This is a genomic window from Streptomyces sp. NPDC001544, assembly GCF_042894285.1.
In the GTDB taxonomy this organism is placed as follows: domain Bacteria; phylum Actinomycetota; class Actinomycetes; order Streptomycetales; family Streptomycetaceae; genus Streptomyces.
On sequence record NZ_JBIAVN010000002.1, the window covers coordinates 467,303 to 487,971 of the forward strand.

The 20,669-nt window shown below is 71.3% G+C and carries 22 protein-coding genes; 14 read left to right on the forward strand and 8 right to left on the reverse strand.

What is annotated here, in order from left to right; genetic code table 11:
• The 3 genes from ACFY0F_RS07500 to ACFY0F_RS07510 are packed head-to-tail and all read right to left on the reverse strand — an operon-like array spanning position 1 to position 2,948.
• On the reverse strand, positions 1-1,023 hold the full coding sequence (locus tag ACFY0F_RS07500) for an LLM class F420-dependent oxidoreductase (protein ID WP_388790347.1): 1,023 nt from the start codon (positions 1,021-1,023) through the stop codon (positions 1-3).
• Positions 1,020-2,162 carry an acyl-CoA dehydrogenase family protein gene (locus tag ACFY0F_RS07505; RefSeq protein WP_388790349.1) on the reverse strand — a complete coding sequence of 381 codons (1,143 nt, stop codon included), beginning with the start codon at positions 2,160-2,162 and terminating at the stop codon, positions 1,020-1,022. The genes ACFY0F_RS07500 and ACFY0F_RS07505 overlap by 4 nt, the downstream gene beginning before the upstream one ends.
• 18 nt (positions 2,163-2,180) lie before the next feature.
• Positions 2,181-2,948 (reverse strand): enoyl-CoA hydratase/isomerase family protein, encoded by a 768-nt coding sequence (locus tag ACFY0F_RS07510; protein WP_388790352.1) that lies wholly within the window; start codon positions 2,946-2,948, stop codon positions 2,181-2,183.
• A 148-nt stretch (positions 2,949-3,096) separates the two neighbouring features.
• Here ACFY0F_RS07510 and ACFY0F_RS07515 point away from each other — a divergent pair, with 148 nt between their 5' ends.
• Entirely contained in the window at positions 3,097-3,963 is an 867-nt protein-coding gene (locus ACFY0F_RS07515) for a crotonase/enoyl-CoA hydratase family protein (RefSeq protein ID WP_388790354.1), read from the forward strand.
• A gap of 110 nt (positions 3,964-4,073) precedes the next feature.
• On the forward strand, positions 4,074-5,483 hold the full coding sequence (locus ACFY0F_RS07520; RefSeq protein WP_388790357.1) for a family 1 glycosylhydrolase: 1,410 nt from the start codon (positions 4,074-4,076) through the stop codon (positions 5,481-5,483).
• Here ACFY0F_RS07520 and ACFY0F_RS07525 read toward each other — a convergent pair.
• Both ACFY0F_RS07525 and ACFY0F_RS07530 read right to left on the reverse strand, forming a co-directional pair.
• Entirely contained in the window at positions 5,462-5,962 is a 501-nt protein-coding gene (locus ACFY0F_RS07525; RefSeq protein ID WP_388790360.1) for a MaoC family dehydratase, read from the reverse strand. The two genes, ACFY0F_RS07520 and ACFY0F_RS07525, sit on opposite strands and share 22 nt — an antisense overlap.
• A gap of 40 nt (positions 5,963-6,002) precedes the next feature.
• On the reverse strand, positions 6,003-6,824 hold the full coding sequence (locus ACFY0F_RS07530; RefSeq protein WP_388790364.1) for an enoyl-CoA hydratase/isomerase family protein: 822 nt from the start codon (positions 6,822-6,824) through the stop codon (positions 6,003-6,005).
• A gap of 108 nt (positions 6,825-6,932) precedes the next feature.
• Here ACFY0F_RS07530 and ACFY0F_RS07535 point away from each other — a divergent pair, with 108 nt between their 5' ends.
• From ACFY0F_RS07535 to ACFY0F_RS07550, 4 genes are read left to right on the forward strand one after another with little or no spacing between them, the layout of a single operon-like run.
• The gene (locus tag ACFY0F_RS07535) at positions 6,933-8,057 is read left to right on the forward strand and encodes an acyl-CoA dehydrogenase family protein (protein WP_388790366.1); all 1,125 of its coding nucleotides are present in this window, start codon (positions 6,933-6,935) and stop codon (positions 8,055-8,057) included.
• A 31-nt stretch (positions 8,058-8,088) separates the two neighbouring features.
• Positions 8,089-9,267 carry an acyl-CoA dehydrogenase family protein gene (locus ACFY0F_RS07540; RefSeq protein ID WP_388790368.1) on the forward strand — a complete coding sequence of 393 codons (1,179 nt, stop codon included), beginning with the start codon at positions 8,089-8,091 and terminating at the stop codon, positions 9,265-9,267.
• Positions 9,264-9,776, forward strand: a complete 513-nt coding sequence (locus tag ACFY0F_RS07545) for a nuclear transport factor 2 family protein (protein ID WP_388790370.1) — start codon at positions 9,264-9,266, stop codon at positions 9,774-9,776. Before ACFY0F_RS07540 ends, ACFY0F_RS07545 begins: the two co-directional genes overlap by 4 nt.
• Positions 9,776-10,531: an SDR family NAD(P)-dependent oxidoreductase gene (locus ACFY0F_RS07550; protein WP_388790373.1), complete on the forward strand. Its 756-nt coding sequence runs from the start codon at positions 9,776-9,778 to the stop codon at positions 10,529-10,531. The genes ACFY0F_RS07545 and ACFY0F_RS07550 overlap by 1 nt, the downstream gene beginning before the upstream one ends.
• Before the next feature lie 18 nt (positions 10,532-10,549).
• Here ACFY0F_RS07550 and ACFY0F_RS07555 read toward each other — a convergent pair whose 3' ends face one another.
• On the reverse strand, positions 10,550-11,746 hold the full coding sequence (locus ACFY0F_RS07555; protein ID WP_388790376.1) for a CaiB/BaiF CoA transferase family protein: 1,197 nt from the start codon (positions 11,744-11,746) through the stop codon (positions 10,550-10,552).
• Between the two features lie 146 nt (positions 11,747-11,892).
• Between ACFY0F_RS07555 and ACFY0F_RS07560 the strand changes: the two genes are divergently transcribed.
• Genes ACFY0F_RS07560 through ACFY0F_RS07585 form a run of 6 tightly spaced genes read left to right on the forward strand, consistent with a single transcriptional unit; the run spans position 11,893 to position 16,706 of the window.
• Positions 11,893-12,384: a PaaI family thioesterase gene (locus ACFY0F_RS07560; protein WP_388790378.1), complete on the forward strand. Its 492-nt coding sequence runs from the start codon at positions 11,893-11,895 to the stop codon at positions 12,382-12,384.
• 4 nt (positions 12,385-12,388) lie between these two features.
• Positions 12,389-13,231: an enoyl-CoA hydratase-related protein gene (locus tag ACFY0F_RS07565; protein ID WP_388790381.1), complete on the forward strand. Its 843-nt coding sequence runs from the start codon at positions 12,389-12,391 to the stop codon at positions 13,229-13,231.
• A gap of 45 nt (positions 13,232-13,276) precedes the next feature.
• Positions 13,277-13,729: a MaoC family dehydratase N-terminal domain-containing protein gene (locus tag ACFY0F_RS07570; RefSeq protein WP_388790384.1), complete on the forward strand. Its 453-nt coding sequence runs from the start codon at positions 13,277-13,279 to the stop codon at positions 13,727-13,729.
• On the forward strand, positions 13,726-14,148 hold the full coding sequence (locus ACFY0F_RS07575; protein WP_388790387.1) for a MaoC/PaaZ C-terminal domain-containing protein: 423 nt from the start codon (positions 13,726-13,728) through the stop codon (positions 14,146-14,148). Before ACFY0F_RS07570 ends, ACFY0F_RS07575 begins: the two co-directional genes overlap by 4 nt.
• Before the next feature lie 4 nt (positions 14,149-14,152).
• Positions 14,153-15,616 (forward strand): class I adenylate-forming enzyme family protein, encoded by a 1,464-nt coding sequence (locus ACFY0F_RS07580; RefSeq protein ID WP_388790389.1) that lies wholly within the window; start codon positions 14,153-14,155, stop codon positions 15,614-15,616.
• The gene (locus ACFY0F_RS07585) at positions 15,609-16,706 is read left to right on the forward strand and encodes a serine hydrolase domain-containing protein (protein ID WP_388790392.1); all 1,098 of its coding nucleotides are present in this window, start codon (positions 15,609-15,611) and stop codon (positions 16,704-16,706) included. The genes ACFY0F_RS07580 and ACFY0F_RS07585 overlap by 8 nt, the downstream gene beginning before the upstream one ends.
• Before the next feature lie 34 nt (positions 16,707-16,740).
• Here ACFY0F_RS07585 and ACFY0F_RS07590 read toward each other — a convergent pair whose 3' ends face one another.
• Together ACFY0F_RS07590 and ACFY0F_RS07595 are read right to left on the reverse strand one after the other, a co-directional pair.
• Positions 16,741-17,922, reverse strand: coding sequence for an amidohydrolase family protein (locus tag ACFY0F_RS07590; protein ID WP_388790394.1), 1,182 nt, complete (start codon positions 17,920-17,922; stop codon positions 16,741-16,743).
• Between the two features lie 114 nt (positions 17,923-18,036).
• Positions 18,037-18,840 carry a FadR/GntR family transcriptional regulator gene (locus ACFY0F_RS07595; protein WP_388790397.1) on the reverse strand — a complete coding sequence of 268 codons (804 nt, stop codon included), beginning with the start codon at positions 18,838-18,840 and terminating at the stop codon, positions 18,037-18,039.
• Positions 18,841-19,009: 169 nt separating this feature from the next.
• On the opposite strand from ACFY0F_RS07595, the gene ACFY0F_RS07600 reads away from it, so the two are divergent.
• Both ACFY0F_RS07600 and ACFY0F_RS07605 read left to right on the forward strand, forming a co-directional pair.
• The gene (locus ACFY0F_RS07600; protein WP_388790400.1) at positions 19,010-19,837 is read left to right on the forward strand and encodes an enoyl-CoA hydratase-related protein; all 828 of its coding nucleotides are present in this window, start codon (positions 19,010-19,012) and stop codon (positions 19,835-19,837) included.
• A complete protein-coding gene (locus ACFY0F_RS07605) occupies positions 19,834-20,418 on the forward strand; it encodes a DUF2889 domain-containing protein (RefSeq protein WP_388790402.1) in 585 nt (194 codons plus the stop codon). The genes ACFY0F_RS07600 and ACFY0F_RS07605 overlap by 4 nt, the downstream gene beginning before the upstream one ends.
• Positions 20,419-20,669: the final 251 nt, after the last annotated feature.

The window sequence follows — 20,669 nt, forward strand, 5'->3', positions numbered from 1 at the left end:
TCAGCTGTCGCGCAGCTCGCGCACGATCGGCTCCCACACCTCGGCGTCGATCTCGTACGCCGTGTAGAAGGACACGCGGTCGACCAGCGCCCCGTACCGGCGCCGGATCTCGCCGGCCACCCGCTCCGGCTCCGCCACCACCGCGAAGGTGTTCAGGACCTCGTCGTCGACCAGCCGGGTCATCGCCTCCCACTTGTCCTCGCGGCGGGACGTCGACAACGCGTGCAGCTCGTCACCGAGTTCCCCCCAGCCGTGCAGCTCCAGTACGCCCCGGTAGGCGGGTGTGCTGCCGTAGAAGGCGATCTGGCCGCGGGTGCCGTCGATCGCGCGGGCCATCTCCTCCTCGGTGCGGCCGGTCGCGGTGAGCAGCAGATGGGAGACGGCGAAGTCCGCGCGCGTGCGGCCGGACGCCGCGAGCCCTTCCTCGACGGTCGGCAGGGTCACCTCGCGCAGATACCGCTCGGTGGTGAAGCCGTGTGCGAGCAGCCCGTCGGCCACCTCGCCCGCCACCCGCGTCATCGCCTCACCGACGGCTGCCACGAACACGGCGGGGGCCCCGCCGGTGGCGGGCGGGGGAGAGAAGAACGGGGACATCAGCGTGTGCGAGTAGAAGTCACCGCGGAAGTCCAGCCGCTCGCCCTCGTTCCAGGCGGCCCAGATGGCGCGCAGCGCGCTCACGTACTCCCGCATGCGCGCCGCCGGCCGGCTCCACGGCATGGCGAAGCGCCGCTCGATGTGGGGTTTGATCTGGCTGCCCAGGCCCAACGAGAACCGCCCGCCGCTGTACGACTGCAGATCGTGCGCGGTGTACGCGAGTTGCATGGGGGAGCGGGCGAAGGCCACCGCGATCGCGGTACCGACCTCGAGCCGGTCGGTGTGCTCGGCGGCCAGCATCAGCGGCAGGAACGGGTCGTGCTTGGACTCCGAGGCCCACAGCCCGTCGTAACCGGCCTTTTCGTGGTGCCGGGCCTCCTCCACGACCCCCGTGGAGCTCCATACGTTGAGCTTGCCGTCGACCTTCATGCCGCTCCCTCGACCGTGACCGTGTCCAACCCGATGCGCTGTGCGAGCAGTTCCCGGTGGTACGCCGGGTCGCCGAACAGCAGCTGTGACGTCTTGGCCCGCTTCAGATACAGATGGGCCGGATGCTCCCAGGTGAAGCCGATGCCGCCGTGCACCTGGATGTTCTGCTCCGTCGCCTGCAGACAGGCGTCGGAGCAGAACGCCTTGGCGAGGCTCGCCACGGCGGGCAGTCCCGGATCCTCGTTCTCGGCGGCGAGCAGCGCGTAGTGCGCGGCGGCGCGCGCCGACTCCACCTCCATCAGGACGTCGGCCAGGAGGTGCTTGACGGCCTGGAAGGAGCCGATGGGCCGCCCGAACTGGTGCCGCACCTTGGCGTACTCCACCGCCATGTCGAGCGCACGGGAGGCCACCCCGACCTGCTCGGCGGCCAGTGCGACGGCACCCCGGTCGAGGACCTCCGCGACCAGATCCCAGCCGTCGCCGTGCGTCCGCAACCGGGTCGCCGGTACGTCGTGGTAGTCGAGGCGCGCCTGCCGGCGGGTCGGATCCAGCGTGGGCAGCGGGGCGCGGGTCAGTCCGGGCGCGTCGCCGTCCACACAGAAGACACCGATCCCGTCGTCGGTACGGGCCACGGTGAGGACGACATCGGCGGTGGCGCCGTCGAGGACGAACGTCTTGTGGCCACAGAGCACCCAGCTCCCGGCGCGTTCGCGGGCGGTGAGCCGTACCCCCGTCGTGTCCCAGCGGGCGGAGTCCTCCGTCAGGGCCAGCGTCGCGACGAGCTCGCCGCCGGCCAGGCCGGGCAGCAGACGCTTCCGGGCCTCCTCGTCGGCGCTGCGCAGCAGTGCGGTCGTCGCCAGCACGGCCGAGGACAGGAACGGCGCGCACAGCAGCGCACGGCCCATCTCCTCCATGACCACGCCCACCTCCACCGGCCCGCACCCGACGCCGCCGTACTCCTCGGGTACGGCCAGCCCTTGAAGGCCCAGCTCGGTGCCCATCCGGCGCCACTGCGCCCGGTCGAAGCCCTCCGGAGTCTCCATGAGGCGCCGCACCTCGGTCTCGGGCGCGGTCCGAGCCAGGAACGCCCGTACCGTGCGCTCCAGTTCCTCCTGCTCCTCGCTGAACGCGAAGTCCATCGAATGCTCCTCTCCGGCTCAGCGGCGGCCGCGCGCCGCGGTGATCCGCTCGACCGCGGCGATGTGCTCCGGCGAGTGCATGGTGGCGCGCTCGGCGAGCAGGGCCGGTTCCATCACCGTGTCGAGGGCCTGCTCCAGGTGCCGGTTGACCGCGCGCTTGGTCTCGCGCAGCGCCTGCGCGGGCAGGGCGGCCAGCCGCACCGCCAGGTCCACGGCTTCGTCCATGAGCTTGTCCCCGGGCACGGAGCGGTTGGCGATGCCCAGCCGGACCGCGTCCTCGGCGCTCACCCGGTCGCCCAGGAACAGCAGCTCCTTCGCCCGCGTCAGCCCCACGAGCAGCGGCAGGACGAACGCGCCGCCGTCGCCCGCGACAAGCCCGACCTTGACGTGCGGGTCGGCCAGGTAGGCGTCGTCGGCGATCAGCACCAGGTCGCTGAGCAGGGCCAGGCTGCAACCGAGGCCGACGGCCGGGCCGTTGACCGCCGCGATCACCGGGAGCGGACAGCGGACCAGGCCGGTGATGATGCCGCGGGCCTCGTCGACCTGCCGCTCCCGGAAGTCGCCGTCGTGCTGGACCCGGTTCATGGTGTCCAGGTTGCCGCCCGCGCTGAACGCCCGGCCGCGCCCGGTGAGCACGATCACCCGCGCCTCCGGGTCGGCACAGACCTCGTCCCACACCGATGTGAGGCCGGTGTGCAGCTCCTCGCTCATCGCGTTCAGCTGCTCGGGCCGGTTCAGCTCGACCAGCCGGACCGGCCCGACGGCCGTCACCACCAGATCCGTCATCTCCACCGCCATCATTCACGAGCGAGTCAGTAGAGTTGAATGGTATAACTAATTAAGCTTTCTGGGAACCGGGTCTGTGGGTGACACCCGTGAGCGACACCCGTTGATGACCCCGTGAGCGACGCCCGTGAGTGACGAGAGGACGCGCATGCCGGAGCAGAGTTACGAGAGCGTGCGGGCCGAGGTGGCGGACCGGATCCTCACCGTCACCCTCGACCGGCCGGAGAAGCTGAACGCCTTCAACCCCAGGATGATGCAGGACCTGCTCGACGTCCTGGACGCGGCCGACGCGGACGACGAGGTCCGGGTGATCGTGGTGACCGGCGCCGGACGCGGCTTCTGCGCCGGTGCCGACGTCAGCTCCGGAGGCTCCTCCTTCGACCACCGGCGGGCGGGCGCCTGGCACCGGGACACCGGCGGACGGGTGGCGCTGCGGATCTTCGCCAGCACCAAGCCGGTCATCGCGGCGATCAACGGCCCGGCGGCGGGCGTCGGGGCCAGCATGACCCTGCCCATGGACATCCGGCTGGCGTCGACCTCGGCGAAGTTCGGCTTCGTCTTCGCGCGCCGGGGCATCGTGCCGGAGTCGGCGGCGAGCTGGTTCCTGCCGCGGGCGGTCGGTATGCAGCGGGCCATGGAGTGGGTGGCGACGGGCCGTGTCTTCGGTCCGGACGAGGCACTGGAGGCCGGGCTGGTCCGCTCCGTCCACCCACCGCAGGAGCTGCTGCCGGCGGCGTACGAACTCGCCCGGGAGATCGCCGGGCACACCTCGGCGATCTCGGTCGCCCTCGCCCGTCAGATGATGTGGCGGATGCTCGGCGAGCCCCACCCGATGACCGCCCACCGGCTCGACTCGCGGATCATGAGCCAAATCGGCGGCGGCCCGGACCCCGTCGAGGGCGTCGAGTCGTTCCTCGCCAAGCGGCCGCCGGCCTTCCCGGGCCGGGTCAGCAAGGACATGCCGCCCGTGTACCCCTGGTGGCAGGAGGAGGAGTTCCGTCCCTTCGGGGAGTAGCACAGGGACATCCGGCCGAAACATTGTCGTCGTCTGTCCGAGGTGTTAGCGTCCGGTCGGCTGGCATTCAGTTGAATGCGCTGAACCATTTACCGCCCTGGACGGTAACCATGAGCGATGGTTTCCTGCACACGTCCCTGCGCGGTGTCGACTGGGGAGTCGCCACCGCGGACACCATGGCGGCCCCACTGCCGCCCCCGCCGGAGCGCGGCGGACACTTCCGGCAGTGGACCGACGACATCCGGCGGCTGCTCGGCGTCACCGCGGACACACACCGCATGGTCGCCGGATGGCCGCAGCTCCAGCCCGAGGGCCCCGGTGGCTGGGACCGGAAGGCGCTGGACCGCTGCGAGCGCGCGCTCGACGCCATGCTCGCACAAGGGACGCGGCCCGCTCTCACCCTGCTCGACCGCACACTGCCGCCGTGGCTGGACGCCGCCGGCGGCTGGCTGGCCCGCGACACCGCCGAGCACTTCGCCGCGTACGCCGCCGAGCTGGGCCGCCGTTTCGGCGACCGGGTGGAACGCTGGATCACCTCCACCGACCTGGCCGGTCCCACACTCGCCGACCACGTGGCCGGTATGTACTCACCGGGCCGGGGCGCCGGCCGGGCCGGGCTGCCCGCGGTCCACCACATCCTGCTCGCGGGCGGGCTCGCCACCCGGGCCCTCCGGGCCGCCGGCGTCAGGGGCCGGACGGGCACGACGGTGACCCTCGTCGGCGGCTACGCGGCCACCGACGACCCCTACGACCGCCTGGCCCTGGAGCGCCTGGAGAGCTGGACGAACCGCATCTTCCTCGATCCCCTGCTGCTCGGCGAGCACATGGTGACCGAGGAGGACGTCTCCCCGGTGGAGGACACCGGCTGTGTACGTCCGGGCGACCTGGAGGTCATCGCCACCGCCCAGGACCTGCTGTGCCTGTCCTGGCACACCCCGTTCCGGGTCACCGCACCGGAGAACCTGCCCCGGGTGCTGCCGGCCGCGAGGTGCCGCGGCGCGCTCAACGAGGTCAACCGCCTGCTCGTGTCCCTCGGCTTCGCGATCGTCCCCTTCGACGACGTGGAGACCACCGCCTACGGCTGGCCCGTCATCCCCGAGGGGCTCGCCGACGCCGTCGCCGGCCTGTGCGACCTGTACGGGAACCTGCTGCCGCCGCTCTCCGTCGTCGACAACGGCATGGGCGACCTGGACCTGGTCGACGACACCGGCCACAGTGACGACGCCCGGCGCCGGGAACTGCTGCGGGCCCGCCTGTCCTGGCTGGCGAGGCTCGCCGCGGCCGGGGTGGACGTGTGCGGCTACGAGTACTGGTCGGTCCTCGACAACCTGGAGGCCAAGTTCCGCTACACCCGTCTGTACGCGATGGCGGTCCCGGACCGGGAGCCGGCGCCACGGCCCGCGATGCCGTCGGACTGGGTGCGCACGGGAGTGTTCGCCGCCGCACCCACCGGACCCGCTGCCGGTCCGGAGACCGGACTGACCCTCGTGCCCCGCACTCAGGGCGTCGGCGCCTCGTAGTCCCGGCCGCGGATCAGCCGCACCGGGCGGTAGACCAGGACGTCCTCGTCCCGCTGGTTGCGCACGGTGATCCTGCTCGTCACCACGCCCCGGCCGGGCTTGCTGGAGGGGCGGCACCCGGTCGTCTCCACGATCGCGTACAGCGTGTCGCCCACGTACACCGGCCCCCGCACGGTCAGCTCCATGTGCAGGAAGGCGAGGCCCGTGCCGTGCAGGACGTTCGTCTGCAGGACGAGTCCCTCGGCGAGGCAGTACGTCAGGCCACCCGGGACCAGCCGGCCGGTGTACCCGCCCTCCGCCGCGTGCGTGGCGTCCCAGAAGAGCGGCTCGGTGAAGCCGCCCCAGGTGATGAAGTTGACCAGGTCGGTCTCGGTGACGGTCCGGCGGGCGGTCCGGAAGACCTGCCCGACCGGCATCTCCTCGTACGTCAACCCCCTGACCTGCGGGGCGACTTCGGTCGTGGTGTGCTGCGTCGTCATCGTGCGGTCCTCTCCGTACGGGCCTTCGGGTTCACGGCGTTCACAGGTCGAGGGGGTGCTTGCCGCCTACACCCTCGAAGTCCGGGGCGCGCTTGTCCCGGTGGGCGGCGAGACCCTCCGTGACCTCGTGTCCGCCGAATCCGAGGAACTCCAGCCCGAGCGAGGCCTCGAAGATCGGCTGCGCGGTGCGGTACCAGTGGTTGAGGGACCGCTTGGTCCAGCTGAGGGCGCTGGCGGGTCCGGCGGCCAACGCGGTCGCCAGGCGCAGCGCCTCGGCGTGCACGTCCTCGTCCGCCACGCACTTCGACACCAGCCCGATCCGCTCGGCCTCCTCGCCGGTGAGCGCCTCACAGGTCAGCAGGTAGTACTTGGCCTTGGCCATGCCGCACAGCAGCGGCCAGCAGATGGCGGCGTGATCGCCGGCGGCCACCCCGAGGCGCGTGTGCCCGTCGACGATCTTCGCCGAGCGGGCGGCCACGGAGATGTCCGCCAGCATGCCGATGACCAGCCCGGCACCGACCGCCGGACCATGGATCGCGGAGATCACCGGCCGGGAGCAGTTGATCACGCCGTAGACCATGTCCCGTGCCTCGCGCATCACCCGGGCGCGCACCGCGTAGTCCGCGGTCATGGCCTCGATGGAGTCGAAGGTCCCGCCCGCCGAGAACGCCCGGCCGGCCCCCTGGACCAGGACGACCCGGGTCTGCTCGTCCCGGTCGATCACCGGCCAGATGTCGGCCAGCTCACCGTGCATCCGCGGATCGACCGCGTTGAGGTTCGGGGCGTCGAGCACGACACGCAGCACGCCGGGTGCGGGCCGCTCGAAGGTCAGGCTCGTGAACGGGGCGTAGAGATCGGTCACGTCGCGCTCCTGGCGGAATCAGTGCGGATACTATAATTATCTAACTGTATCGAGAGGCGAGCGGCAAGCGGCCGGTACATGTGCCACACCGAGGACGGGAAGCTCGGCATGGATCTCACCTTCAGCCAGGAACAGGACGAACTGCGCAAGGTCGTACGGTCGTTCCTGGCCAAGTACTCGGACGAGGCGGCCGTGCGCCGCCTGGCCGCCGACCGGCGGGGCCATGACGCCGTCGTCTGGCGGCGGATGGCCGGCGAACTCGGCCTGCAGGGGCTCGCCGTACCCGAGGAGTACGGTGGCTCGGGCTTCGGCTACGTCGACCTCGGCGTCGTCTTCGAGGAGGCGGGGCGCGCACTGCTGTGCGGGCCGTACTTCGCCACCGTCGCCCTGGCCGCCGAGGCCCTGCTGCGCTGCGACGACGAGCAGGCCCGACGTGACCTCCTGCCGGGCATCGCGGCCGGCAAGACGGTGGCCACACTGGCGCTGACGGAGGCCGGCGGCCGCTGGGACGAGTCCGGCGTCCGGCTCACCGCGGTCGACGCCCCGGCCGCCGGATGGCGCCTGACCGGTACGAAGACCTACGTCCCCGACGGACACCTGGCCGACCTGCTCCTGGTCGCCGCCCGCACCCCCGGCGGGGTGAGCCTCTTCGCCGTCGACGCCGCCGACGCGCCGGGCCTCACCCGCACCCCCTTGCCCACCCTCGACCAGACCCGCAAGCAGGCCCGGCTGGACTTCAGGGACACCCCCGCCCGCCTGCTGGGCACCGAGGGCACGGCATGGCCCGCCCTGCGACGCACCCTGGCCACCGCCGCCGTCCTGCTCGCCGCGGAACAGGTCGGCGGCGCGTCCGCCGCGCTGGACGCCGCCGTGGACTACGCCAGGATCCGGGTGCAGTACGGGCGGCCCATCGGCTCGTTCCAGGGGGTCAAGCACAAGTGCGCCGACATGCTGGTGGAGATCGAGTCCGCCCGCTCCGCCGCATACGGCGGACTGTGGGCGCTGGACACCGGCGACGAGACGGAGATCGCCGTCGCGGCGGCGCTGGCGCAGGCCTTCTGCTCGGAGGCGTTCACCAAGGTCGCAGGCGACAACATCCAGGTCCACGGCGGGATCGGCTTCACCTGGGAGCATCCCGCGCACCTGTACTTCAAGCGGGCCAAGAGTTCCGAGGTACTGCTGGGCACACCCTCGTACCACCTAGAACTGCTCGCCCGCCGGCTCGGCATCTGAGACCCCAGGGGAGAGGCAGGGAGAGGCAGACATGGAGCTGGACTTCGGGCCCGCCGTACGAGGCTTCCGCGACGAACTGCGGGACTGGCTGGCGGACCACCTGGTGGGGGAGTTCGCCGAGCACAGGGGTGTGGGCGGCCCCACCGACGGCGCGGCCTGGGACGTCCGCCTCGCCTGGGACCGCGAACTGGCCGCGGGGAACTGGCTGGGCGTGGGCTGGCCCGAGGAATACGGCGGACGCGGGCTCGGTCTCCTGGAGGAGATCGTCTTCGAGTACGAGTACGCCCGGGCGAACGCCCCCTACCGGGCCACCGTCAACGCCCTCGACCTGCTCGGCCCCATGCTGCTCAAGGCGGGAAGCGAGGAACAGAAGAAGCGCTTCCTGCCGCCGGTTCTCGCCGTCGAGGAACTGTGGGGCCAGGGCTTCAGCGAGCCCGGCGCCGGCTCCGACCTGGCCTCCGTGCGCACCCGGGCCGAGCGTGACGGCGACCGCTGGGTGGTCAACGGACAGAAGGTGTGGACCTCGTTCGGCATGTACGCCGACTGGCTCTACGTCCTCACCCGCACCGACCCGGACTCCGTCCGGCACAAGGGTCTGACCATGCTGCTCCTGCCCACGGACCAGCCAGGGGTGGAGATCCGCCCGATCCGCAATCTCGCCGGCCAGGAGGAGTTCGCCGAGGTCTTCCTCTCCGACGCGCGCACGGGAGCGGACATGGTCGTCGGGGAGGTGGGTCAGGGCTGGCGCACCGCGATGACCACACTCGGCATCGAACGCGGGACCACGCTCCTGCCTCAGCAGCTCACCTTCGAGCGGGAGGCCGAGGCACTGATCGGCCTGGCCCGGGAGCGGGGCGCGTTCGACGATCCGATGCTGCGCCGCCGCATCGTCGACGCCTGGATCTCCGTGCGCATCATGCGCACCACCAACCTCCGCACCCTCGCCGAACTCACCGCGGGCCGCACCCCGGGCGCCCAGGCCACCACGGCCAAGCTGTACGCCTCGACACGCCATCAGCAACTCGGGCATCTCGCCGCGGAACTGGCCGGCCCCGCCGGGCAGATCGTCGGCGAGGACTACGGTCTGGACACCCGGCAGCGCTCCTTCCTCCTCTCCCTGGCGGAGACGATCTACGGCGGATCCAGCGAGATCCAGCGCAACATCATCGGGGAGCAGATCCTCGGTCTGCCGAAGGAGCCCCGGCCATGACGTCGCTGGAGGAACGCCTCGACCGGGTCGAGTCGCACCTGGCCATCCAGCAGCTTCCCGTGCGTTACGCGCTCGCCGTGGACGCCCGCGACCTCGACGCCTGGACCGGCTGCTTCCGGCCGGACGTCGACATGGGGCGCCACGGTCGGGGCCGGGAGGTGCTGCGGACGCACATCGCCCCCCTCGTCAGGGGTTTCCACCGCTCGGTCCACCAGATCTGCGGCCACCGCATCGAGTTCACCGGCCGCGACACGGCCACCGGCTCCGTCTACTGCCGCGCCGAGCACGAGGTGGGGGAGCGGTGGATCGTCATGGCCATCCGGTACCTCGACGAGTACGCGCGCGTGGACGGCGAGTGGTACTTCTCGCGGCGCCGTGAGCAGCACTGGTACGCGTCCGACGTGACCGAGCGGCCCCAAGCGGTGGGATTCGGCTCCTGGGAGGGGGCCGGCGAACCCGCGCTGCCCGAGGCCTTTCCCTCCTGGGGACCCTTCTGGAAGGAGTCGTGATGGCACGGTTGTCGGGGAGGACCGCCCTGGTCACCGGCGGCGGACAGGGCGTGGGCCGCGGCATCGCGCTCGCGCTGGCCGCGGAGGGGGCGGCGGTGGTGATCACGGGCCGCACCGAGGGCAGGCTCAAGGACACGGCCGGGGAGATCGCCGAGCGCGGCGGACGGGCCCGCACCGTGGTCGGGGACGTCGGTGAACGCGACGACGTCGACCGTATGGTGGCCGAGACGGTACGGGAGTTCGGCCGGCTGGACGTGCTGGTCAACAACGCGCAGAGCTCGGTGCAGCGCCCGCTGGAGCATACGTCGTACGACGATGTCGAACTCGCCTACCGCAGCGGTCCGTTGGCGGTCTTCCATGCGATGCGGTCGGCTCTGCCCCATCTGAAGGCGAGCCGCGGCAGCATCGTCAACCTCGGTTCGTCGGCCGCCGTGCAGGGTGAGGCCGGCTTCGCGGCGTACGCGATGGCCAAGGAGGCCGTACGGGGCCTGACCAGGGTCGCCGCGCGGGAGTGGGGCCCGTACGGGATCCGGGTGAACGTGGTCTGCCCGGCCGCGCTGAGCCCGGCCGCCCAGGCCTACTTCACGGCCCACCCGGCCAAGGCCGAGAGCGTGGTCGCCGGTATCCCGCTGGGCAGGATGGGCGACCCGGAGACGGACATCGGCCGGGCGGTGGCCGCGCTGGTCAGCGACGACATGGCCTATCTGACCGGCGCGACGCTGATGCTGGAGGGCGGGCGGACGCCGATCGGTTGAGGTGGAGCTGTGCCCACCTCACACCACCCCCCGCCTCCGCAGCTCGCAGAGCCGGGCCTGCGTCACCCCCACCAGGTTCCGCAGGACTTGTGCCGTGTGCTCACCCAGCGCGGGCGGCGGAGCGTACCCCTCGACCGGTGTCGCGGTGAGCCGGATCGGATTGGCCAGCAACGGCAGCCGACCCGACACCGGGTCGTCGGCCTCGACCAGCATGCCCCGGTGCTGGATCTGCGGGTCCGCGAAGACCTCGGGCATCTCGTTGAACGGCCCCGCCGGCACGTCGTGCGCGTCGAGTACAGCCAGCCATTCGTCCCGGGTCCGGGTGCGCAGGATCGCCTCCAGCACCGGCAGGATCTCCTCGCGGTGGGCGATCCGGGCGGAGGTCGTGGCGAACCGTGGGTCCTGCAGCAGGTCGGTGCGGTCGGCGGCCGCGCAGAACGCGGCGAACTGCTTGTCGTTGCCGGCGACCAGGAAGAGCGGCTTGTCCTTGCACAGGAACGCCTGGGACGGGATGCCGCCGTATCCGCCGTTGCCGCGCCGGGCCGGCACCTCACCGGAGACCAGGTAGTTCATCGCGAAGTGCGAGAGCGACGCCAACCCGCAGTCCAGCAGCGACAGGTCGATGAACTGGCCCTCCCCGGTGGCGTCGCGGTGCCGCAGGGCCGCCAGGACCGCGGTGGCGGCGTACAGGCCGGTGAGGATGTCGACCATGCTGACCCCGACCTTCATCGGTTCCTCGGGGTGGCCGGAGACGCTCATCATCCCGGACATGGCCTGGAAGATGCCGTCGTAGCCGGGGCGCGCGGCGTACGGCCCGGTCTGGCCGAAGCCCGTCACCGAGAGATAGACCAGCCGCGGGTTGAGCTCCAGCAGGCTCTCGTGGCCGAGGCCGTACTTCGCGAGCGTCCCCGTCCGGAAGTTCTCGACCAGCACGTCCGACCGGGTGGCCAGGGCACGGATCAGCTCCTGCCCCTCGGCGGTGGCGTGGTTGACGGTGATGGACCGCTTGTTGCGGTTGCAGGAGAGATAGAAGGCGGCGGTGTCCGTCCCCCGGGCGAAGGGCGGCCCGTACGTCCGTGAGTCGTCACCCACGCCCGGCCGTTCCACCTTGATGACCTCGGCGCCCAGGTCGGCCAGCAGCTGGGTGGCCAGGGGCGCCGCCAGGACGCGGGACAGATCGAGGACGCGTATCCCGGACAGGGCGGTCGACGGCATCGAGTTCTCCCTCTGTTCACAGACGGCCAATGAGTTATATAAATAATACATCTGGCGTCAGGGTTGAACCCGGCTCGATTGCTGTAACTATTCAAATCATGTAACTATATGGATCGGCTGGCAGGCCGAGACCGGAGGGCGTGCTGATGACCGTCGCGGCGAGGACCCTCACCGAACAGGAGCAGTGCGAACGCCGGGCGTGGTTCCGGGCCCGCTGGGAACGAGGCGTCGCCTTCAACCGCCGCTGCCGCATCCGGGTGACGCGCTGGGACTCCGAAACGGTCGAGATCGTGCTGCCCTACGCCGATTCCCTCTCCGCCCATGAGGACGTCTTCCACGGCGGGGTGATCTCGGCACTCATCGACACCGCGGGGTCCGGCGCGGTGATCGCCGGGCACGACTTCACCAAGGGGAGCCGGCTCAGCACCGTGTCGATGTCGGTGCAGTTCCTCGCCCCCGCCCGCGGCCGGGAGGCCGTCGCCCACGCCCGCTGTGTCCGGCGGGGCAAGAGACTGCACTTCGCCGACGTCGACGTGATGACCGACGGGCGCATCTGCGCCCGGGGGCAGGTGGTGGTCACCATCTCCGGAGAGCGGCCGGGCGTCGGCGATCCCATAGGACCGCTGAGCGAGGAGTGACGTGATGCCCGAAGACGCTGACGACCTGGTTCTCTACGAGGTCGACGAGGACGGCGTGGCCACGCTCACCCTCAACCGTCCCGAGCGGAAGAACGCCTGGAGCATCCCCATGGAGAACCGCTTCTTCGCGCTCCTGGACGAGGCCGCCCAGGACAGCGCCGTCCGCGTCGTGATCGTCACCGGCGCCGGCCGTGCGTTCTGTCCCGGCATGGACATGCAGCGGCTGGAGCAGAACTCCCGGCCGGGCCAGTCGCTGGGGCTCCACGCCCGCGTCCCCATGTACAGCAGGCGGAACCTGCCGAAGCCGATGATCGCCGCCGTCAACGGCGCCTGCGCGGGCATCGGCCTGGTCCAGGCGCTCATCTGTGACGTCCGCTTCGCCGCCCGCGGAGCCCGCTTCACCACCGCCTTCACCCGGCGCGGCCTGGCCGGCGAGTACAACCTGCCGTACGTGCTGCCGCGCGTCATCGGCTTGGAGAACGCGCTCGACCTGCTGGTGTCCGGCCGGGTCTTCGACTCCGACGAGGCCAAGGCCCTCGGCCTCGTCAGCCGTGTCGTGGAAGGCGAGGACCTGCTGGACGCCGCCCGCGCCTACGCCCGGGACATCGCCCGCAACTGCTCTCCGCGCGCCATGGCCGTCGTACGCCATCAGGTGTACGGCGACCTGGACCGCTCTTTCACCGACGCCCTCGCCCGCTCCTACTCCGCCATGGAGTTCTTCGCGGGCTCGCCGGACTTCCGCGAGGGCGTGGCGAGCTTCACGGAGAAACGCCAGCCGAAGTTCGAGGGACTGCCGCCGGACTTCGACCCGGACGAAGCCGTCCGGGACGCGTTCCTACCGTACTGATCCGCTGTTTCGACGACCTGCTTTTTCCGACCGAGGAGCACGAGGATGACAGGGCAGCCGTTCCCCGTCGAGGCCGGGCACATCATGATGTTCGCCCGCGCCATCGGCGACGAACACCCCGCGTACCAGGGCGGGGCGGCCCTCGCGCCGCCGACCTTCACCATGGCGAGCGCCCACTACGACGCCGGCTACCACCTGCGCCCCAAGCCGGACGAGGAGTGGTTCGGATCCGGCCGGGGCCCCGGGGTGATGGCCGAGGGCGGCGGCGGGCTGCACGCCGAGCAGCACTTCGAGTACCACCGCCCGGTGCGCGCCGGGGAGACGCTCTACGCGCACACCGTCCCCGGACGCAGTTGGCAGAAGCAGGGCCGCAGCGGCCGTCTCCTGTTCAGCGAGCGCATCACCGAGTACCGGGACGCCGACGGTGAGCCGGTCGTCAGCGCAGTGACCGTGGCCGTCGTCCCCGAGGGCCCCGCGACCCCGAAGGAATCCCGATGACTGTGAGCGTGGCCGACATCAAGGTCGGCGAGAGCCGTGAGCGCGTCCTCGTCGACGACCTCAAGCGCACCCGGATCGTGCAGTACGCCGGCGCCTCCGGTGACTTCAACCCGCTGCACACCGACGAGCGGTTCGCCGTCGAGGCCGCGGGATACCCGGCAGTCTTCGCCCACGGCATGCTGACGATGGGCATGACCGGCCGGGTCCTGACCGACTGGGTCGGCCCCGAGGCGCTGCTGCGCTACGGCGTGCGCTTCAAGGCCCAGGTCTGGCCCGGCGACACCCTCACCGCCACCGCCACCGTCGAATCCATCGAGGACACGCCGTCGGGCCGGGTCGCCCACTTCTCGCTGCGCACCGTCAACCAGGACGGCGCCGAGGTGGTCACCGGCACCGCGGCGGCCCGCCTGGAGCCCTGAGCCGGTGGCCGCCGCACAGGAGCCGGGGCAGCCGGCCACCTGGACCGCCATGGTGAACCGCGCCTACGACCACGCCCGCCCCGCCGTCCGGTTCGGCGACCTGAGCTGGACCGGACGCGAACTCCTCGACCGGGCTGCGGGGGCGGCCGACTGGCTGGACACCCTCGGCCTGGAGCCCGGCGCGCCGGTACCCGCTCTCGTCGCCACCTCCGCCGACGCCCTGGCGCTGGTGATCGGCGGCGCCGGATCGGGCCATCCGCTCGCACCACTCGGCGTCCGCATGACGGCGTACGAGATCGCCGGCGTGGTCCGGGAACTACCGGCTCACATACTGCTGGCCCAGGCCGAGTTCGCCGACCTGGCCGGACAGGTCGCCGAACTCGCGGGCCGACGGCTCGTCATCGTGCCCGAACTGCCCACCGGTACGCGGGCCTTCACGGCCCGGCCCGACGAACTCGCCGCCCTTCTGCACACCTCCGGGACGACGGGCCTGCCCAAACCCGTCGCCATGACCCAGCGGCGCCTGGCGGCCCGGGCCCGGGTGAACGGGCGGCTGTGCGGGCTCGACCCCGACAGCTTCTACGGCGGCAGCGCGCCCTTCCACCACATCGCGGGCCTCGGCAACATCGCCGTCGCCCTCGCCGCCGGAGCGCTGATCACCGGACTGCCGCGCTTCACCGTCGAGGGCTGGCGCCTGCTTCGGCACCTCGGGACCACCCACACGAGCATGGTCCCGGCGATGCTGGAGACCCTGCTGGCGGCAGGCGAGGCACGCCACGGGTCCCTGCGGACCCTCCAGTACGGCGGCGCGCCCGTCCGCCCCGGCACCCTGCGGCGGACGTACGAGGCGATGCCCGGCGTCCGCATGCTCAACATGTTCGGCCAGACCGAGGGTTCACCGATCAGCGTGCTCACCCCCGAGGACCACCGGGAGGCGGTCGCCGGACGCACCGAACTGCTGCGCTCCGTGGGGCGCCCCGCCCCCGGGGTCGAGCTCAGGGTCGACGACGCCGGACCGGACGGCATCGGCGAGATCCACGCGCGCGCCGGCCATTTCTTCCGCGTCGACGCCGAGGGCTGGCTGCACAGCGGCGACCTGGGCCAAGTGGCACCGGACGGCTATCTCTACCTCTACGGCCGCCGCACCGACATGATCATCCGGGGTGGCGAGAACGTCCATCCGCTGGAGGTCGAGACGGTCCTGAGCGCTCACCCCGGCGTCGCGGACGCGGCGGTGACGGGCGTCCCCGACGAGCGGCTGGGGCAGACCGTCGTCGCCTTCGTCGTACCGGCCGATCCCCGCACCCCGCCGGATCCCGCGGCGCTCAGGAGCCATACCCGCGCCCGGCTCTCCGGGTTCAAGGTCCCCGTCCGCTGGTGGTTCGTGGACCACCTGCCCCGCAACGCCAACGGCAAGGTCGTGCGCCGTCGCTTGCGGGAGCCGTACGAAGGAGGAACACATGCCTGACCTCGTCGACCCGCGGCGACTCGACACCCTCCTCAGCCGCATCCGCGGGGAGGTCGAGCACGGCCCCCTGCCATCGGCCCAGGTCGCCGTCGCCCGCGACGGACGGCTGGTGGCCTTCGAGACCTATGGCGACGCCCACCCCGGCACCCGGTACGTCCTGCAGTCCGTCGGGCGGTCGATCGTCGCGGGCGTGGTGTGGAAGCTGATCGGCGAGGGTCTCCTCGACGTGGACGAGCGGGTCGCCGCGATCATTCCGGAGTTCGCGCCGAACGGGAAGGAGGAGGTGAGGGTCGAGCAGGTGCTCACCCACACCGCCGGATTCCCCTTCGCGCCCCTCGGGTACCCCAAGATGCTCGACCGCGAGCAGCGGCTCGCCGCCTTCGGCCGCTGGCGGCTCGACCACCCTCCGGGCAGCCGGTTCCAGTTCCACCTCACCTCGGCGGCCTGGCTGATCGCCGAGATCGTCGAGCGGCGCACGGGCCTCGCCTTCGCCGACTACCTGCACGAGCGGGTCGTAGGGCCGCTCGGTCTGGCGTCGATCGAACTGGGGGTGCCGGTGGACCGGCAGCCCGGCAGTGTCGCCCCGATGATCGCCACCGACCGCACCGACGACGGCCGGGAACCCGATCCCTGGGGGCCGTGGTACCTGTCCGATCCGAGGGTCCTGGCGGCCGGGGAACCCAGCCACGCCCTGGTCGCCACCGCCGCCGACGTCGCGCTCTACTTCCAGGCGCTGGTCCACTCCGGCCTGTGGAAACCCGGGGCGGTGGCGGAGGGGACGCGGATCCGGCTGACCGGCCATCCGTACGGCGAGCAGATCTACGGGGGCGGCGGCGGTCGCCGTACCAGCATGGGACTCTTCGTCACCGTGGCCGGACCCGACGCGGGCGGCAACCTGCCGTCGACCGGCTCGCCGTCCCTGTTCGGCAGCGCCGGTGCCGCCTACCAACTGGGGTTCATGGACCCGGAGTCCGGCCTGTCCTTCGCGTGCCTGAGCAACGGTTATCCGCTCGCCGGCTACGACCACTCCCCGCGCGGCACCGCCCTGCTGGGCGACATCGCGAACCTGGCGGCGGGCCTGGCCGGCTGACCGGGTCCGCCGCCAGGCGGGGGTGCCACGACGCTCAGCGGCTGACCAGCTGCTGGGCGTTGTTGTACATGATGTCGTCCTGCACCGACTCGTCGAGTTCCGCGAGGAGCTTGCGGTAGTCGGCCGGGTTGGCGATGCCCTCCGCGTGCGGGAAGTCGGAGCCCATCACGACGGACTCGTGGTATCCGAGGCGCTTGACCAGGCTCGGGATGTCGTCCTCCGGGTAGGGCACCACGCGGACGTGCTTGCGGAAGACCTGGCTGGGACGCTCGTCCAGCTGTCCGCCGATCCAGGGGCCGTTGCGGCCCATGCCCCGGCTCTTGTCCATGTGGCGCACGAAGTGCGGCACCCACTCGGCGCCGAACTCGGACACCAGGACATTGATGTCGGGGAAGCGACCGAAGAGGTTGTCGAAGATCAGCGCGGACAGCGTCTCCTCGATCGGGCGCTGACCGTAGGTGTTCATCCACTGCCACGCGGACATCCGGAAGTGGATGGGGTTCGGGTCGTGGCCCCAGGCCGGGGCGACGTTCGAGTTGTAGTAGAACTCGCTGATGTGGTAACAGACGCTGGCCTTGGCCTCGTTGAGCAGCTTCCAGAACGGGTCGAAGTACGGGTCGCCGGGGGAGCGGCCGTACTGCGGCCCGGTCGGCAGCATGATGAACCGGGCGCCCTGCTCCAGGACGTACTCCAGCTCCTTCACCGCGTGGTCCAGGTCGCGCAGCGACAGCAGGGCGGGGGAGTAGATGCGGTCCTGGTGGTTGAAGCCCCAGACCTCGTTCATGTAGCGGTTGAACGAGTGGTAGTTGGCGTAGAGCGGCTCGACGCCCTGGACGTATTCCTCGGCGACCAGCGCCCAGCCGCCCGGGTACATGATCGTCTGGTCCAGGCCCTGCTCGTCCATGACCCGCAGGCGGGCCTCGCGGTTCTGGTACGACTCGTGCATCGGCTCGAACTGGTACGTCTCCTCCGGATTGCCCGAGGCCATCGCCTTGAGCATCTCCTTCAGCGAACCGGGCCGGTACACCTGCCCGAACTCCGGCTCCAGGCATACGACGATCCGGTCCCCGGCGAGGATCACCTCCCGTCCGTCCGGCAGTGTCACCGGTGCGACCGCCGCACCGAGGAACTCCTTCGGGAGGTAGCGGGTGAAGGAGTCCCGCTCCTCGTACATGTGCTGGTCGCAGTCGAAGATGCGCTTGCGCTGTTCGGCCATGGCCGTCGCCTCCGGACCCCAGGAGCTATTCAGTACGCCTTCTATAATTATCTAACTGTTTCTTCCAGGCAAGGGGTTCGGAGGGAGAGGCTCGTTCCTGTGTGTCGGGCCGGGTCAGTCGATGAGCTCGAGCACCGTCTTGGGGCCGGCGGCGTTCACGACGTCGTCGGCGCTGGAGATGTGCCGCTGCCACAGCTTCTCGACCTCGTCCGCCTTGCCGGACTCGATCAGGCCGACCAGCCGTACATGCGCCCGGTGCCCCTTGAGGGCCTGCGCCTTCTGGGTCTCGGCGTCGGTGGCGGCCGCCGTGTAGGAGGCGTTGGCCCGGTCGATGATGTTGCGCAGCATGCCGCACAGCAGGATCAGGGTCTGGTTGCCGGTGAGCTCGACCAGGAGGGCGTGGAAGGCGTCCTGGGCGTCGACCAGGGCGAGCGGGTCGTCCAGGGCGGCCTTCTCGGTGGCCACCGCGTCGCGCAGCCGCTTGATGTCGTCCGCGGTGTGCTTGACGGCGAGCTGGCGGGCGCAGGGCGGCTCGATGAGGGCGGCCGCGCGGTAGATGTCGCCCAGTGTCGCGCCGCGGTACTCGAGGATCAGGCCGGCGAAGCGGGCGGCGACGTCCGCGTCGGGCGCGCTCACCCGGGCGCCGCCGTGGGCGCCGCGGCGGACCGTGATCAGGGACTCCGACTCCAGTACGCGGAACGCCTCGCGCAGGGTCGGCCGCGAGATGCCGAACTGCTCCATCAGTCCCGACTCCGGCGGCAGCGCGTCGCCCGGCTTCAGCTCGCCCCGTACGATCTGGCGGCGCAGGTGCGCGGCGACCAGTTCGGCGGTCTTCGGCACCCGTACCTGGCGTCCGACGCGGTTGCGTGCGGGGGCGGGCACGGCCGCCGTTTCGCTTGCAGGGGCTGCCTCGGCCACGATGGGCTCCCTCATATAGCAAAATGAATCGTCTTAGTGCATCGAGGATACCAGGTCAAGGGATGCTTGATCTTGTCTTCCGCGGACCCGGTCTGGCGTGGGGGCCATCGCTGGGTATATAGATGATTCATCTACCTATAAGCTACAGGCCCGCGCGGGAGTGACCTCGATGACCGAGAAGCCGACCCCGGTGATCCTCTCCGAACTCGACCCCGACGGGGTCATGCTCCTCACCCTCAACCGGCCCGAGCGGCACAACGCCTGGACGCTGGAGATGGAGCTGCTCTACAACGAGCTGTTCGACCGGGCGGAGTCCGACCCACGGGTGCGGGCCGTCGTGCTCACCGGCGCCGGGCGCAGCTTCTGTCCGGGGATGGACATGAGCGTGCTGGACGGGGCCTCGTCCGGTGCCCGTCCGTGGCCCACCGGCGAGCTGCCACCGCGCACTCGCCCCATGCACTTCCCCAAGCCCGTCGTGGCGGCCGTCAACGGCGCCTGCGCGGGCATCGGGTTCAACCAGGCGCTGATGTGCGACGTCCGGTTCGCCGTGCCGCACGCCAAGTTCGCCGCCGCCTTCAGCGCGCGCGGGTTGGTGGCCGAGGACGGGGTGTCCTGGATCCTGCCCCGGCTGGTCGGCTACGGCAACGCCGCCGACCTGCTGCTGTCCTCGCGCCGTTTCACCGGGACGGAGGCCCTGTCGATGGGCCTGGTCAACCGTCTGGTCGAGCCGGAGGAACTTCTTTCCGAGGCGCTCGCCTACGCGGCCGAGCTGGCCCGCTCGGCGAGCCCCTTCGCGATGTCCCTCATCAAGCGGCAGCTCGCCGACGACCAGGCGAGGACCTTCACCGAGAGCAGCGACGGCGCGGCCGCACTCCTTGCCGTGGCCAAGCGCGCCCCGGACTACCGCGAGGGCGTGCTCAGCTTCATCGAGCGCCGGCGGCCCCGGTTCGCGGGGCTCGGCGAGACGGTGCCGCAGCCTGTGGAGACCTCGTCATGAGCCGCGCCGGACTCCCGCTGCACCGCCGTACGATCTCCGTCACCGCACACGAGGAAGAGGGCGGCGGCGAGATCTCCGTCGAGGCGGAACTGCGCGACGAGCGCCCCTGGGAGGAGCCGCCGGGCGGGGTCGTCCACCGGATGACGTTGACCGTGCGGATCCGCCTCGACGACATGGTGATCACGGCCGCCGACGCGGACATGCGAACCTTCCCGCACGCGGAGTGCCCGCGGATCACCGCGGCCTTCGACGGCCTGGTCGGGCTCGGTGTCACCGCCGGGTACAACCGGGCGATCCAGGAGCGCTTCCGGGGCGTCTCCGGCTGTACGCACCTGTACGAGCTGGCACGCGCCCTCGGTCCCGCGGTCGTGCAGGCGGCGATCTCGGCGGGCGCGCTGCGCCGCGCGGCCGACGGCGAACCGGTCCACAACCCGCGCGCCACGGCGGGCGTGCTGAACAGCTGCCACATCTGGGCGCCGGACGGCGTGGGCCTGCGCAAGCTCGACGCGGGCTGGCGCCCGGGCACAGGACCGCGACCGGTTCCGGAGCTGGGCACCTTCGAGAGCCCCGGCGACGCCTGACCGCCCGACCGGTCCGGCGGCCCCTGGCGGCTCCGGTGCCTGGTGGGTTCGGCGGTGCCTGGCGGCTCCGTGCCTGGTGGGTTCGGCGGTGCCTGGCGGCTCCGTGCCTGGTGGGTTCGGTGACTTTGGTGGATCCGGCGGTGCCTGGCGGCTCCGGTGACTTTGGTGGGTTCGGCGGTGCCTGGTGGGTTCGGCGACTCTGGTGGGTCCGGCGGTGCCTGGCGGGCCCGGGGGCCCCTGGCCGGTCCGGG

Coding starts and splice junctions, on each gene's coding strand:
- ACFY0F_RS07500 (WP_388790347.1), bottom strand. CDS start 1,023: ATGAAGGTCGACGGCAAGCTCAACGTATGGAGCTCCACGGGGGTCGTG.
- ACFY0F_RS07505 (WP_388790349.1), bottom strand. CDS start 2,162: ATGGACTTCGCGTTCAGCGAGGAGCAGGAGGAACTGGAGCGCACGGTA.
- ACFY0F_RS07510 (WP_388790352.1), bottom strand. CDS start 2,948: ATGACGGATCTGGTGGTGACGGCCGTCGGGCCGGTCCGGCTGGTCGAG.
- ACFY0F_RS07515 (WP_388790354.1), top strand. CDS start 3,097: ATGCCGGAGCAGAGTTACGAGAGCGTGCGGGCCGAGGTGGCGGACCGG.
- ACFY0F_RS07520 (WP_388790357.1), top strand. CDS start 4,074: ATGAGCGATGGTTTCCTGCACACGTCCCTGCGCGGTGTCGACTGGGGA.
- ACFY0F_RS07525 (WP_388790360.1), bottom strand. CDS start 5,962: ATGACGACGCAGCACACCACGACCGAAGTCGCCCCGCAGGTCAGGGGG.
- ACFY0F_RS07535 (WP_388790366.1), top strand. CDS start 6,933: ATGGATCTCACCTTCAGCCAGGAACAGGACGAACTGCGCAAGGTCGTA.
- ACFY0F_RS07540 (WP_388790368.1), top strand. CDS start 8,089: ATGGAGCTGGACTTCGGGCCCGCCGTACGAGGCTTCCGCGACGAACTG.
- ACFY0F_RS07545 (WP_388790370.1), top strand. CDS start 9,264: ATGACGTCGCTGGAGGAACGCCTCGACCGGGTCGAGTCGCACCTGGCC.
- ACFY0F_RS07550 (WP_388790373.1), top strand. CDS start 9,776: ATGGCACGGTTGTCGGGGAGGACCGCCCTGGTCACCGGCGGCGGACAG.
- ACFY0F_RS07555 (WP_388790376.1), bottom strand. CDS start 11,746: ATGCCGTCGACCGCCCTGTCCGGGATACGCGTCCTCGATCTGTCCCGC.
- ACFY0F_RS07560 (WP_388790378.1), top strand. CDS start 11,893: ATGACCGTCGCGGCGAGGACCCTCACCGAACAGGAGCAGTGCGAACGC.
- ACFY0F_RS07565 (WP_388790381.1), top strand. CDS start 12,389: ATGCCCGAAGACGCTGACGACCTGGTTCTCTACGAGGTCGACGAGGAC.
- ACFY0F_RS07570 (WP_388790384.1), top strand. CDS start 13,277: ATGACAGGGCAGCCGTTCCCCGTCGAGGCCGGGCACATCATGATGTTC.
- ACFY0F_RS07575 (WP_388790387.1), top strand. CDS start 13,726: ATGACTGTGAGCGTGGCCGACATCAAGGTCGGCGAGAGCCGTGAGCGC.
- ACFY0F_RS07585 (WP_388790392.1), top strand. CDS start 15,609: ATGCCTGACCTCGTCGACCCGCGGCGACTCGACACCCTCCTCAGCCGC.
- ACFY0F_RS07590 (WP_388790394.1), bottom strand. CDS start 17,922: ATGGCCGAACAGCGCAAGCGCATCTTCGACTGCGACCAGCACATGTAC.
- ACFY0F_RS07600 (WP_388790400.1), top strand. CDS start 19,010: ATGACCGAGAAGCCGACCCCGGTGATCCTCTCCGAACTCGACCCCGAC.
- ACFY0F_RS07605 (WP_388790402.1), top strand. CDS start 19,834: ATGAGCCGCGCCGGACTCCCGCTGCACCGCCGTACGATCTCCGTCACC.